This is a genomic window from Methylobacterium sp. E-045, from assembly GCF_022829685.1.
In the GTDB taxonomy this organism is placed as follows: domain Bacteria; phylum Pseudomonadota; class Alphaproteobacteria; order Rhizobiales; family Beijerinckiaceae; genus Methylobacterium.
On record NZ_JAKSYE010000064.1, the window covers coordinates 1 to 12,613 of the forward strand.

Consider the following 12,613-nt stretch of genomic DNA (forward strand, 5'->3'; position numbering starts at 1 on the left):
GCGCGCACCACGTTGGAGGATCGCCGATGTCAGGCAGAAACCGAGCCGCCGCCCTCCTGTTCTGTCTCTACGCGTCCGGCCCGGTTCTCGCCGACGAGCCGGTGCTCCAGACGGTCGAGTACGCCAACACGCGCTATTCGAAGCTCGACCAGATCAACGCCGGCAGCGTGAAGCAGCTGCAGGTGGCCTGGACGTTCTCGACCGGCGTCCTGCGCGGCCACGAGGGTTCGCCCCCCGTCGCCGGCACCATGATCTACGTCCCCACCCTCTTCCCGACACTCTTCTACACCCTCGACCTCGACAAGGACGGCGTGATCGTCTGGAAGTACGAGCCCAAGCAGGACCCGAGCGTCATCCCGGTGATGTGCTGTGACACGGTCAACCGTGGTCTCGCCTATGCCGACGGCGCCATCATCCTGCACCAGGCCGACACCACCCTGGTGTCCCTCGATGCCAGGACCGGCCGGGTGAACTGGTCGGTCAAGAACGGCGATCCGGCGGTCGGCGAGACCAACACCGCCACCGTGATGCCGGTGAAGGACAAGATCATCGTCGGCATCTCGGGAGCCGAGTACGGAGCCCGCGGGCATATCACCGCCTACGATGCCAGGACCGGGACACGGCTCTGGCGCGGCTATTCGACGGGGCCGGACGCGGACATGATCGTCGACCCGCAGAAGACCACCTCCCTCGGCCGGCCCATCGGTGAGAATTCGTCCCTCGCGAGCTGGGACGGCGACCAGTGGAAGACCGGCGGCGGGGCAACCTGGGGCTGGTACTCCTACGACCCTGAGCTCGACCTCATCTATTACGGCACAGCCAATCCCTCGACCTGGAATCCGAAGCAGCGTCCCGGCGACAACAAGTGGACGACGGCGATCGTCGCCCGCAACCCCGATACCGGCATGATGCGATGGGTCTACCAGATGACGCCCCACGACGAGTGGGACTACGACGGCGTCAACGAGATGATCCTCACGGATCAGACGATCGACGGACGCACGCGTCCGCTTCTCACCCATTTCGACCGAAACGGTTTCGGCTACACGTTGGACCGGAGCACCGGCGAGCTGCTGGTGGCGGAAAAATTCGATCCGGCGGTGAACTGGGCCACCGGAATCGACATGGACACGGCCTCCGGCCGTTACGGGCGCCCCTTGGTCGATCCGCGCCGTTCGCCCGACACCACGGGGGAGGACGAGACCACGACCGGCATCTGCCCCGGCGCCATCGGCGCCAAGAACGAGCAACCCGCGGCGTATTCTCCTGTCACGCGGCTGTTCTATGTGCCGACCAACCACATCTGCATGAGCTACGAACCGTTCCACGTCACCTACACCCCCGGCATCCCCTTCGTCGGCGCCACGGTGACCCTGCAACCGGCCGAGGACGGTCCCGAGACGGGTCGGTTCATCGCCTGGGACGGCGTCGCCGGTAAGGTCGTCTGGTCGAACACCGAGCCGTTCTCGGTCTGGTCCGGCGCCCTCGCCACGGCCGGGAACGTGGTCTTCTACGGCACGCTGGAAGGCTACCTGAAGGCCGTCGACGCACGGACGGGCCGCGAACTCTACCGGTTCAAGACGCCCTCGGGCATCATCGGCAACGTGACGACCTACCTCCATCGCGGCAGGCAATACGTGGCCGTGCTGTCCGGCGTCGGCGGCTGGGCGGGAATCGGGCTCGCCGCCGGTCTCACGGATCCGGCGGACGGGGCCGGCGCGGTGGGCGGTTACGCCGGCCTGTCGCGCTACACGGCGCTCGGCGGGCAACTCACGGTCTTCGCCCTTCCTGAAACCCGGGACTGATGCCTCAGGAGACGCTCGTCACGCCCTCGCGGGCGCGGAGGGCGGCTACGATCTCGTCGAAGCTCTTCTCCGGGATGTGGACATAGGACACGTCGATCGTATCGATGCCGTCCTCCTCGGTCGGCTGCGCCACGAACTGGACGAGGCGGGAGGCGAAGGAGCCGGACATCGCCCGCAGGTGCTCGATGGTGATCGCACCGCGTCTGGCCGTGATGGTGAGCGTCCGTGTCTGCGTGCGCTCACGGTAGCGCTTCTCCAACGGCTTCATTCCGGCGAGGATCAGGAGAACGATCACGGTGGTCGCGATCGCCGCCACGTAGAGGCCCGTTCCCGCAGCCAGGCCGATGGCGGCCACGGCCCACAACCCCGCCGCCGTGGTGAGGCCCTTCACCATTTCCCCGCGCAGCATGATCGTGCCGGCGCCGAGGAAGCCGATGCCAGACACAACCTGCGCCGCCATGCGCGACGGGTCGAGGGCGACGTTGGGCGTACCGAGAATATCCGAAAAGCCGAAGGCCGAGACGATAACGATCAGGCAGGAGCCGACGCAGACGAGCATATGCGTCCGCATGCCCGCCGCCCAGACGAGGCGCTCACGCTCGAAGCCCACGGCGCTGCCGAGCAGCGCCGCGAGGAGGAGCCGACCCAGGATCTCGAGATTGCCGATCACGCGTTCTCTACTCGCTCCAACCTTGTCGGCCGGTCCTAAGCAGAGACGGGGACGGCGACAATCCTGTCACCGGACCCATTTGGCTGTTCGCCCGACCTATTTGTCGGGCTTCTCGGAGAGGATCGCGCCGGTCTTCGGATCGGCGTGGAATTCCATCTTCACGCCGTTCTTCATGCCCTCGCCTTCCCAGTGGCCGTCATCCGCCTCGAACTCGGTGATGTCGGTATAGCCGGCGGCCATCAGCTTTTGCTTGACCTGCTCGGCCGGCATCCAATCCGCACCCGGCTTGTCGGCGAGCGCGATGCCGGCGGACCCGGCGGTGAGGAGAAGCGCGAGGAGCGCGGGTCTCAAGGTCTTCATGAATTCCTCCGGGGTTTCTTTTGCCGTCTAAGGGCAAATATCCGCTCCGGTTCCCCGGTTCCGGAGGAGACTCACCTCAGCGAAGCGGCGATCGCCTGCTGGATGCCGAGGATGTCGGCGCCGCGTTTCAACGTCTTCCTGATCGGCTCGGGTCGTCCGGAAACCCAGATCGCCAGTTCCGAATCGAAATCGAAACTGCCGGCGGTCTCCACCGAGAAGCAGGTGATCGCGCGGTAGGGCACGGTCATGTAGGCGACCTTGCGCCCGGTCACGCCCTGCTTGTCCACGAGGATCAGCCGCCGGTCGGTGAAGACGATGAGGTCGCGGATCACCCGGAAGGCGACCTGCACCGCCTCGCCCTGGGTGAGAACGCCGCCGAGCGCCTCATGTACCTCCTGCGGAGAGAGGTCGCTGCCATGGCCGAACAGGCCGTCGAGAATTCCCATTGCGCCGCCTATCCCGAAAATGCCGCCGTGCCCCTATCTAGGGACGAGCCGGCCCGGCACATCCTCTGCCGGTCGTCCTTTTTGCGGGACTCGCCTGCCGTCCGGAGCCGCATGATGTCCGCCAGCCCCCCCGTTCCCCTGCGCCTCGGGGTGAATATCGACCACGTCGCCACCGTGCGGAACGCCCGTGGCGGCATCCATCCCGATCCAGTCGCGGCTGCACTGCTCGCGGTGGAGGCCGGGGCGGATGGCATCACCGCGCATCTGCGCGAGGACCGCCGCCATATCCGCGACGCGGATATCGAGGCCTTGATGGCGCGACTCTCCGTGCCGCTCAATTTCGAGATGGCGGCCACCGACGAGATGGTGGGGATCGCGACGCGTCTCCGGCCGCACGCCTCCTGTCTCGTTCCCGAGAAGCGCGAAGAGCGCACCACCGAGGGCGGCCTCGACATCGTCGGACAGGCAACCCATCTCGCGCCCCGGATCGCCGCCTTGTCGGCCGCCGGCATCCGCGTCTCTCTGTTCGTCGAGCCCGACGAGGCGGTGATGGACGCGGCTCTCCGCCTCGAAGCGCCCGTGGTCGAACTCCACACGGGGAGCTATTGCGAGGCCGTGGCGGAGGGCGACGGCGCCCGGGTTGCGCATGAACTCGGCCGCATCGCGCGGGCCGCCGCCTACGGCTCGCGGATCGGCCTCGAAGTCCATGCGGGTCACGGTCTCGCCCTCGACAGCGTCGGGCCGGTGGCGGCCCTGCCGCAACTCGCCGAGCTCAATATCGGCCATTCGCTCATCGGCGAGGCGATCTTCTGGGGCCTCGGTCAGGCGATCCGCGACATGCGCGCCGCGATGGATCGAGCCCGGATGGAGGTCGCAGCATGATCGTCGGCATCGGCTCGGACCTCTGCGACATACGCCGGATCGAACGGTCCCTGGAGCGCTACGGCGAGCGCTTCACCCACCGGATCTATACCGATGGCGAGCGTGCGCGGTCGGACGGCCGCGCCGCGCGTGCCCCCTCCTATGCGAGACGGTTCGCCGCCAAGGAGGCCTGCGCCAAGGCGCTGGGCACCGGCATGAGCCACGGCGTCTTCTGGCGCGACATGGAAGTGGTGAGCGCGGCCAGCGGGGCGCCGAGCCTGCATCTCACCGGCGGCGCCGCCGAGCGCCTGCGGGCGATGATTCCCGCCGGGCACAGCGCGAAGATCCACGTGACGCTCACCGACGATCCGCCCATGGCGCAAGCATTCGTGATCATCGAGGCCGTGCCCTCCTCCTTGCCGTCCCCGATGGCGGATGCGAAGCCGGCCACCCCTCGCGTTGCGGCTCAAGACGGCATGGTCTAGACCGCCGGTCATCACCGACAGTCGATCGGGTTCGCGCGTCGAGCCGGAGATTGCAGACAGATGGAACGAGCGCGCGTGGATCACCAGACGAAGCGAGACCTGAGGGCGGCCGATACCGGCGCCTGGGCGAGCATCAAGGAGACGGTCAAGGTCGGCGTCCAGGCGCTGCTGATCGCCCTCGTGGTGCGCACGCTGCTCTTCCAGCCCTTCAACATCCCGTCCGGATCGCTGGTGCCGACGCTGCTGGTGGGCGATTACCTGTTCGTCTCAAAGTACTCCTATGGCTATTCCAAGTACTCGCTGCCCTTGAGCGAGTACCTGCCCTTCAAGGCCGATGGTCGGATCTGGGCGGCGGAGCCGAAGCGTGGCGACATCGCCGTGTTCAAGCTGCCGAAGGACAACGCCACCGACTACATCAAGCGCGTCATCGGCCTGCCCGGCGACAAGATCCAGATGAAGGCCGGCATCCTCTACATCAACGACGTGGCGGTGAAGCGCGAGCGCATCGCCCCCTACGAGACCACCGGTCCGTACGGCGAGGAGACGAAGGTCGAGCAATATACCGAGACCCTGCCCAACGGCGTGGTGCATCAGGTGATCGAACGCGAGGGCGACAACGGATACTGGGACAATACCGAACCCTACCTCGTGCCGCCCGGCCGTTACTTCATGATGGGCGACAACCGCGACAATTCCACCGATTCGCGCGATCTCGCCAATGTCGGCTTCGTCCCGTTCGAGAATTTCGTCGGCCGCGCCGAAATGATCTTCTTCTCCATCGACGAAGGCACGCCCGCCTGGCAGATTTGGCAATGGCCGACGAAGGTGCGGTGGGGCCGCATCTTCAGCAGCATCCATTAGGACGATGGACCGTGGGTGAGGAGGCACGTCCTTCCAGCCGGGCGCGTCGCGCACCGCGACCGAAGCCCGGCCTGAACGTGCTCGAGGAGCGGATCGGCCACGTCTTCGCCGACCGGGCCCTGCTGTCCCTGGCCCTGACCCATGTCAGCAAGGCCGGCGGCGGCGGACGGCTGGGCAGCTACCAGCGCCTCGAATTCCTCGGGGACCGGGTGCTCGGCCTCGCCATTGCCGATCTCCTCTACGAGGCTTTTCCTCAGGCGGATGAGGGCGACCTGTCGCGGCGTCTCGCCGGGCTGGTGCGCCGGGAGACCTGCGCCGCGGTGGCGACGGCCTGGGATGTGGGACCGCATCTCGCCCTCGGCCCGGGCGAAGTCCAGAGCGGCGGCCGCCGCAACCAGACGATCCTGGCCGATGCCTGCGAATCGATCCTCGGTGCGGTCTTCCTCGATGCCGGATACGAGGCGGCCAAAGCCATCGTCGCCGCGGCCTTCGCCCCCGGAACCGACACGGCGGCCCCCCGTGGCCGCGATGCGAAATCCGCCCTGCAGGAATGGGCGATGGGCCGCGCCCTGCCGATCCCGGTCTACGAGGTGGTGGAACGGTCCGGCCCGGATCATGCTCCCGTCTTCCGGATCGCCGCGCGGGTGGAGGGACTGGAGCCCGGATACGGCACCGGTCCTTCGAAACGCCTCGCCGAGCAGGAGGCCGCCCGCCTCGTCCTCGACCGCGAGGTTCACGGCGTGAGCCGGCAGGCAGGCGCGCCCCCCCTCAACGGAATGGAGACGTCGGCGGACGTCGGTGAAGAGAGCAACTCCGATGCCTGACGACCACAACGACTTCGACGACGAGGACGACCTGCCCCGACAGGCCCCGATGCCCGAGATCAAGCCTCTGCCGGTCATCCCGGCGGATTCGAGCGCCGGGTTCGTCGCCCTGATCGGCGTGCCCAATGCCGGCAAGTCGACCCTGCTCAACAGCCTCGTGGGCACCAAGGTCTCCATCGTCTCGCGCAAGGTCCAGACGACGCGGGCCCTGGTGCGCGGCATCGTCATGGAGGGGAGCGCCCAGATCATCTTGGTGGATACGCCCGGCATCTTCGCGCCCAAGCGCCGCCTCGACCGGGCGATGGTGCATTCCGCCTGGAGCGGCGCCGCCGATGCCGACGCGATCTGCCTGTTGGTCGATGCCCGCAAGGGCGTCACCGAGGAGGTCGAGGCGATCCTCGCCCGCCTGCCCGAGGTGCGCCGCCCCAAGGCCCTGATCCTCAACAAGATCGACCTGATCCCGCGCGACCGCCTGCTGGCCCTGGCCGCCTCGCTCAACGAGCGCATCGCCTTCGCCCATACCTTCATGATCTCCGCCCTCAACGGCGACGGCATCGATACGCTCCGGAAGACCCTGGCCGGGATGATGCAGCCCGGCCCCTGGCTCTACCCGGAGGACCAGGTCTCGGACGCGCCGCTGCGCATGCTTGCCGCCGAGATCACCCGCGAGAAGCTCTACGACCGGCTCCACGAGGAACTGCCCTACCGCTCCACCGTGGAGACCGACCAGTGGGTGGCGAAGACCGACGGCTCGGTCCGGATCGAGCAGACGATCTTCGTGGAGCGGGAGAGCCAGCGTTCCATCGTTCTCGGCAAGGGCGGCCAGACCATCAAGGCGATCGGGCAGGCGGCGCGGCGCGAGATCGCCGAGGCGGCCGATCAGCCCGTCCACCTGTTCCTGCACGTCAAGGTGCGCGAGAACTGGGCCGATGACCCGGCGCGCTATCGCGAGATGGGTCTCGAATTCCCGCGCGGATGACGACAGGCCCAATGTGGCACAGCATGATTCGAGGTATCGGACGCTCGTTTCGTGCTGCGCTGCCGCATAAACCACAGTATCGCTCGCGGAATGGCATGCTTCTCGAGGCGTGGTTGCAATTGAGCGGCGTGCTTTGAACGATTCCGTACAGAAGAGCTTGGCAATGACTTGACACGGTGTTGCCAACCGATTCGCTCGATTTTGCGAATTTAGCGGATGCGGCGAAGATAACCTTTCCAACGCGGCCATCGCCGGCTACCAATCGCGAAGCCGGACTCGTTTCCGAGTCGTGGCGCCCAATATCCTTCCCCCCGACGCCCGACTCTCGAGGCGCGCGTGCTGTCGCGCCGGATCCATCAATGATGCCTTCTCCCTCCGTCCCGGATGCCGTCTATGGTTCACCTCCCCCCGAACTCGCCGACGTGTCCGCAGGGGCGGCTCAACTCTCGCCGCTGATCCCCGGATCGGTCCGGCTCGAGGACATTGCCGAGGGCAGTCTCGAGAGCGTGACCATGCTGGCTCCGGCGGGGACGATCGAGCGGCGCTACGCCCTGTCCCTCTCGCTGCGCGCCCTGCGTCCGGGCGGTCGCCTGCGCGCCCTGGCGCCGAAGGACAAGGGCGGCGCCCGCCTCGGTCGCGAGTTGAAGGAGTTCGGCTGCGAGCCGGCCGAGACCGCCAAGCGGCATCACAGGATCTGCGATGTCGCCCGGCCCGCCGCGATCATCGATCTCGACGAGGTGATCCAGGAAGGCGCCCCCCGCCATATCGACAACCTCGCCTTATGCACGCAGCCCGGCGTCTTTTCCTGGGACCGGCTCGATCCGGGCACCGCGCTGCTCCTGGCCAACCTTCCGGCTCTGTCCGGCCGGGGCGCCGATTTCGGCTGCGGCATCGGGGTTCTCGCCCGTGCCGTCCTCGCCTCGCAAGGGGTCACCGCGCTGACCCTGATCGATATCGACCGGCGCGCCGTGGAAATGGCCCGCCGCAACGTGGGCGATCCCCGCGCCGATATCCGCTGGGCCGACATCCGCTCCGCCGACGTTGCCCTGGAGCGCCTCGACTTCGTGGTGATGAACCCGCCCTTCCACGATGGCGGGATCGAGGATCGCTTCCTCGGCGAGGCCTTCATCCGCCGCGCCGCCGAGACCTTGAGGCCCGGCGGCACGCTCTGGCTCACCGCCAACGCGCACCTGCCCTACGAGGCGCCCCTGAAGGCCGCCTTCAAGGCCGTCACGCTGAAAGCCTCGGCCGGCGGCTACAAGATCTACGAAGCCCGCAAGTGAGCGCGGCTCCGTGAGCAAGAGCCCGAGCCTCAGGCTCGATCGCCTGCTGGCGAATCTCGGCTACGGCTCGCGCCGGGAGATCGGTCTTCTCGCCAAGGCCGGTCTCATCGTCCTCGACGGGGCGCCCCTGCGCGATGCTGACCAGCGTATCGCCGTGACGCCCGACCTGTCCGGGCGCATGGTCGTCGACGGCGAACCCCTCGATCCGCCGCCCGGCCTCGCGCTGATGCTGCACAAGCCGTTGGGCGTGACCTGCTCCCACAAGGAGGCCGGCCCCCTGGTCTACGGCCTGCTGCCGGAGCGGTGGCGTCGGCGCGACCCGGCCCTGTCCACCATCGGCCGCCTCGACAAGGAGACTTCCGGCCTGCTTCTCCTCACCGATGACGGGGCGCTCCTCCACAAGGTGATCTCGCCGAAATCGAACGTGGCCAAGCGCTACCGAGTGGCCCTCGACCGTCCGCTCAAGGGCGACGAGGGCATGGTGCTGGGCAGCGGAGCCATGCTGCTCGACGGCGAGGACAAGCCGCTCCTGCCGGTGGAGATGGAGGTCGAGGACGAGACCCATGTGGTCGTGACCCTGCATGAGGGCCGCTACCATCAGGTCCGCCGCATGTTCGCGGCACTGGGCAATCACGTCACCGCCCTGCATCGCGACCGGATCGGCGGCCTGACCCTGCCGGACGACCTGGACGCCGGCGCGTACCGCATCCTCACCGAGGCCGATCTTCGCGCCGTCCTGGATGCGCCGTCGGTGGCCTGACCGACCGAGGAGCGCCGCACGGGCGACTGAACTCCCGTCATCTTGCCTCGGCGGATATCCTCTGCTAAGGCCCCGCCCATTCCACACGCGGAGCCGGCCTCATGCCTGAATGAGGCGTTTCCGGTGATCGTTCCTTTCGGGGGGCGGTCGCTTCCTCCGCGGCGGCATCAACCGGAAGAGAAAGAAGATCATGGCCGTTGATTTCACGATGCGTCAGCTCCTCGAAGCGGGCGCCCATTTCGGACACCAGTCCCACCGCTGGAACCCGAAGATGCAGACCTACATCTTCGGTACCCGCAACAACATCCACATCATCGATCTAGCCCAGACCGTGCCGGCCCTTCACCAGGCCCTGCAGGCCGTGAGCGACACCGTCGCCAAGGGCGGCCGCGTGCTGTTCGTCGGCACCAAGCGTCAGGCCGCCGACACGATCGCGGAAGCCGCCAAGCGTTCGGCCCAGTACTACGTCAATTCCCGCTGGCTCGGCGGCATGCTGACCAACTGGAAGACCATTTCGGGCTCGATCGCCCGTCTGCGCAAGGTCGACGAGACCCTCGAAGGTGGTGGCCAGGGCCTCACCAAGAAGGAGCGCCTGATGCTGTCCCGTGAGAAGGACAAGCTCGAGAAGGCGCTGGGCGGCATCAAGGACATGGGCGGCGTGCCGGACCTGCTGTTCGTGATCGACACCAACAAGGAGCAGCTCGCGATCAAGGAGGCCCAGCGCCTCGGGATCCCGGTGGCGGCCATCGTCGACACCAACTGCAACCCCGACGGCATCACCTACGTCGTCCCCGCCAACGACGATGCCGGCCGCGCGATCTCGCTCTATTGCGACCTCATCGCCCGCGCCGCCATCGACGGCATCTCCCGCGGCCAGGGCTCCAGCGGCATCGATCTCGGCGCCTCCGAGGCTCCCGTCGCCGAAGAGCTCCCCCAGGAAGAGGCCGCCATCTCGGTGGAGTCCGGTGCTCTCGATCCGGCCGACGTGGCCGCCCTCGTCGAGTCCACCGAGCATTTCGAACTGCTCTCCGCTCCCCGCGGCGCTCCGGACGACCTGTCCAAGCTCCACGGCGCCGGCCCGCAGATCGTGCAGAAGCTCAACGATGCCGGCGTCTACCATTACTGGCAGATCGCCGCGATGACCGACGCGGAAGTCGCCAAGGTCGATGCCGACCTGAAGCTCAACGGCCGCATCAGCCGCGACGGCTGGGTCGATCAGGCCCGTGGCTTCGCCGAGGCCGCTGCCGCCGCCTGATCGCGCGGGCATCCCGGTAACGGGCTGCCGCCGCTGACGTCGAAACCATTCACGAAGCCCGGCGCTCACCCTAGCGTCGGGCTCCTTTATCATTTGAGACAGACCCGAAGAGAGGACTCGCCATGGCCAACATCACCGCCGCACTGGTGAAAGAGCTCCGCGAAAAGACCGGCGCGGGCATGATGGACTGCAAGGGCGCACTCAACGAGACGGACGGCGACATCGAAGCCGCGGTCGACTGGCTGCGCAAGAAGGGCCTCGCTAAGGCCGCCAAGAAGGCCGGCCGCGTCGCCGCCGAGGGCCTCGTGGCCGTCGAATCGTCGGGCCATCACGCCGCCATCGTCGAGGTGAATTCCGAGACCGACTTCGTCGCCCGCAACGACAGCTTCCAGGGCTTCGCCCGCGAGGCCGCCAAGCTCGCCCTCGACACCGACGGCTCGCTGGAAGGTCTCGAGTCGGCTCACTTCCCCGGCGGCTCCACCACGGTGAAGGAGACGCTCTCCAGCCTCATCGCCACCATCGGCGAGAACATGACCCTGCGCCGCGTCGCCAAGCTCGACGTGACCAAGGGCGTGATCGCCTCTTACGTCCATGCCCAGGTCGCCGACGGCCTCGGCAAGATCGGCGTGCTGGTGGCTCTGGAATCCGAGGGCGACGTGGACGTTCTTTCCACCCTCGGCCGTCAGATCGCCATGCACGTCGCGGCCACCAACCCTGTGGCCCTGGACGCCGCCGGCGTCGATCAGGCCGTGCTGGAGCGCGAGAGCAACATCCTGCGCGAGAAGAACGCCGGCAAGCCGGACCACGTCCTCGCCAAGATCGTCGAGAGCGGCCTGAAGAGCTACTACAAGGAGGTCACCCTCCTGGAGCAGCCCTTCGTCCATGACGGCTCCAAGACGATCACGCAGGTGCTGAAGGAAGCCGAAGGCAAGGCCGGCGCGCCGGTCAAGCTCACGGCCTTCGTGCGCTACGCCCTCGGCGAGGGCATCGAGAAGGAAGAGGCTCCCGATTTCGCCACCGAAGTCGCGGCCGCCGCCCGCGGCTGACGCCGCCTTCGATCCGAGACGGGTCTTTATCTGGGACGGGCGGCGGCAGCGATGCCGCCGCCCGTTTCGCGTTTCCGGTCCCACGGCCTCGCGGTGTTTCTCCACAGCATGGGGGGCATGATGGGGGATGACGCACGAACGACGTCCTGCCCCTCGACCTTCGCAACCGCCTTGCGATAGACAGCGCACACTTCCGATTGGATCGTTCGGCCTTGCGCCGGTGCTCGAGGGGACTGGCGCCATGCCGGAGACCAAACCGTTTCACCGCGTGCTCGTGAAACTATCGGGCGAGGCCCTGGCCGCCCCGGACGGGTACTGGCTGCATCCCCCGCTCCTGGCGGCCCTGGCGGAGGATATCGCCAAGACCCTGGAGGCCGGCTTCCAGGTCGCCCTCGTGGTCGGTGGCGGCAACATGATCCGGGGCGCGCGCATCTCGTCGGCGGGCTGGATCGACCGTGCCACCGGCGACTCCCTGGGCATGATCGCCACGGTGATGAATTCCCTCGCCCTCGAGACGGCGCTCAATGCCGCCGGCGTGCCCGCCCGCACCATGTCCGCCGTGTCGATGCCGACCATCTGCGAGACCTATGCGCGTCAGCCGGCCCTGCATCATCTCGACAAGGGACAGGTGGTCGTCCTCGCCGGTGGCACCGGCAACCCGTATTTCACCACCGACACGGCCGCCGTCCTGCGCGCGGCCGAGTTGCGGTGTGGGGCCGTGCTCAAGGCGACGCAGGTGGACGGGGTCTACTCGGCCGATCCGAAGAAGGACCCGTCGGCGGTGCGCTACGATCGCCTCACCCATGACGATGCCATCGCCCGCGATCTGAAGATCATGGATACCGCCGCCTTCGCTCTCGCCCGCGAGAGCCGCATCTCCATCGTCGTCGGCTCGATCCACGCCCCGAGTTCGGTGACGGCGATCCTCACCGGGAACGCCCCATCGACGCACGTCGTGCCCTGACGGCGCGGCCACCC

The 12,613-nt window shown here is 67.5% G+C and carries 14 protein-coding genes; 11 read left to right on the top strand and 3 right to left on the bottom strand.

Annotation, left to right across the window (positions count from 1 at the left end):
- Positions 1 to 26: 26 nt before the first annotated feature.
- A complete protein-coding gene (locus tag MKK51_RS08645) occupies positions 27 to 1,805 on the top strand; it encodes a PQQ-dependent dehydrogenase, methanol/ethanol family (protein WP_243976384.1) in 1,779 nt (592 codons plus the stop codon).
- Between the two features lie 4 nt (positions 1,806 to 1,809).
- Here MKK51_RS08645 and MKK51_RS08650 read toward each other — a convergent pair whose 3' ends face one another.
- The 3 genes from MKK51_RS08650 to MKK51_RS08660 all read right to left on the bottom strand — a co-directional run bounded on the left by MKK51_RS08650 (position 1,810) and on the right by MKK51_RS08660 (position 3,281).
- Positions 1,810 to 2,475 (bottom strand): MgtC/SapB family protein, encoded by a 666-nt coding sequence (locus tag MKK51_RS08650; protein ID WP_243976385.1) that lies wholly within the window; start codon positions 2,473 to 2,475, stop codon positions 1,810 to 1,812.
- A gap of 96 nt (positions 2,476 to 2,571) precedes the next feature.
- Positions 2,572 to 2,835: a PepSY domain-containing protein gene (locus MKK51_RS08655; RefSeq protein WP_243976386.1), complete on the bottom strand. Its 264-nt coding sequence runs from the start codon at positions 2,833 to 2,835 to the stop codon at positions 2,572 to 2,574.
- Between the two features lie 71 nt (positions 2,836 to 2,906).
- Positions 2,907 to 3,281, bottom strand: coding sequence for a PH domain-containing protein (locus MKK51_RS08660; protein WP_243976387.1), 375 nt, complete (start codon positions 3,279 to 3,281; stop codon positions 2,907 to 2,909).
- Positions 3,282 to 3,395: 114 nt separating this feature from the next.
- Between MKK51_RS08660 and MKK51_RS08665 the strand changes: the two genes are divergently transcribed.
- From MKK51_RS08665 to pyrH, 10 genes are all read left to right on the top strand, one after another.
- A complete protein-coding gene (locus MKK51_RS08665; RefSeq protein ID WP_243976777.1) occupies positions 3,396 to 4,163 on the top strand; it encodes a pyridoxine 5'-phosphate synthase in 768 nt (255 codons plus the stop codon).
- The gene (gene acpS, locus MKK51_RS08670; protein WP_243976389.1) at positions 4,160 to 4,627 is read left to right on the top strand and encodes a holo-ACP synthase; all 468 of its coding nucleotides are present in this window, start codon (positions 4,160 to 4,162) and stop codon (positions 4,625 to 4,627) included. Before MKK51_RS08665 ends, acpS begins: the two co-directional genes overlap by 4 nt.
- Positions 4,628 to 4,687: 60 nt before the next feature.
- Positions 4,688 to 5,488, top strand: coding sequence for a signal peptidase I (gene lepB / locus MKK51_RS08675; protein ID WP_027172155.1), 801 nt, complete (start codon positions 4,688 to 4,690; stop codon positions 5,486 to 5,488).
- Positions 5,489 to 5,499: 11 nt separating this feature from the next.
- A complete protein-coding gene (gene rnc, locus MKK51_RS08680; RefSeq protein WP_243976391.1) occupies positions 5,500 to 6,312 on the top strand; it encodes a ribonuclease III in 813 nt (270 codons plus the stop codon).
- 49 nt (positions 6,313 to 6,361) lie between these two features.
- Entirely contained in the window at positions 6,362 to 7,291 is a 930-nt protein-coding gene (gene era, locus MKK51_RS08685; protein WP_085984279.1) for a GTPase Era, read from the top strand.
- A gap of 359 nt (positions 7,292 to 7,650) precedes the next feature.
- A complete protein-coding gene (locus tag MKK51_RS08690; RefSeq protein WP_243976394.1) occupies positions 7,651 to 8,574 on the top strand; it encodes a class I SAM-dependent methyltransferase in 924 nt (307 codons plus the stop codon).
- Between the two features lie 10 nt (positions 8,575 to 8,584).
- Positions 8,585 to 9,334, top strand: coding sequence for a pseudouridine synthase (locus MKK51_RS08695; RefSeq protein WP_243976396.1), 750 nt, complete (start codon positions 8,585 to 8,587; stop codon positions 9,332 to 9,334).
- 190 nt (positions 9,335 to 9,524) lie between these two features.
- Positions 9,525 to 10,589 (top strand): 30S ribosomal protein S2, encoded by a 1,065-nt coding sequence (locus MKK51_RS08700; RefSeq protein ID WP_243976398.1) that lies wholly within the window; start codon positions 9,525 to 9,527, stop codon positions 10,587 to 10,589.
- A gap of 122 nt (positions 10,590 to 10,711) precedes the next feature.
- On the top strand, positions 10,712 to 11,635 hold the full coding sequence (gene tsf / locus MKK51_RS08705) for a translation elongation factor Ts (RefSeq protein ID WP_243976400.1): 924 nt from the start codon (positions 10,712 to 10,714) through the stop codon (positions 11,633 to 11,635).
- Positions 11,636 to 11,876: 241 nt separating this feature from the next.
- Positions 11,877 to 12,599 (top strand): UMP kinase, encoded by a 723-nt coding sequence (gene pyrH, locus MKK51_RS08710; protein WP_243976401.1) that lies wholly within the window; start codon positions 11,877 to 11,879, stop codon positions 12,597 to 12,599.
- The last annotated feature ends 14 nt before the right edge of the window (positions 12,600 to 12,613 follow it).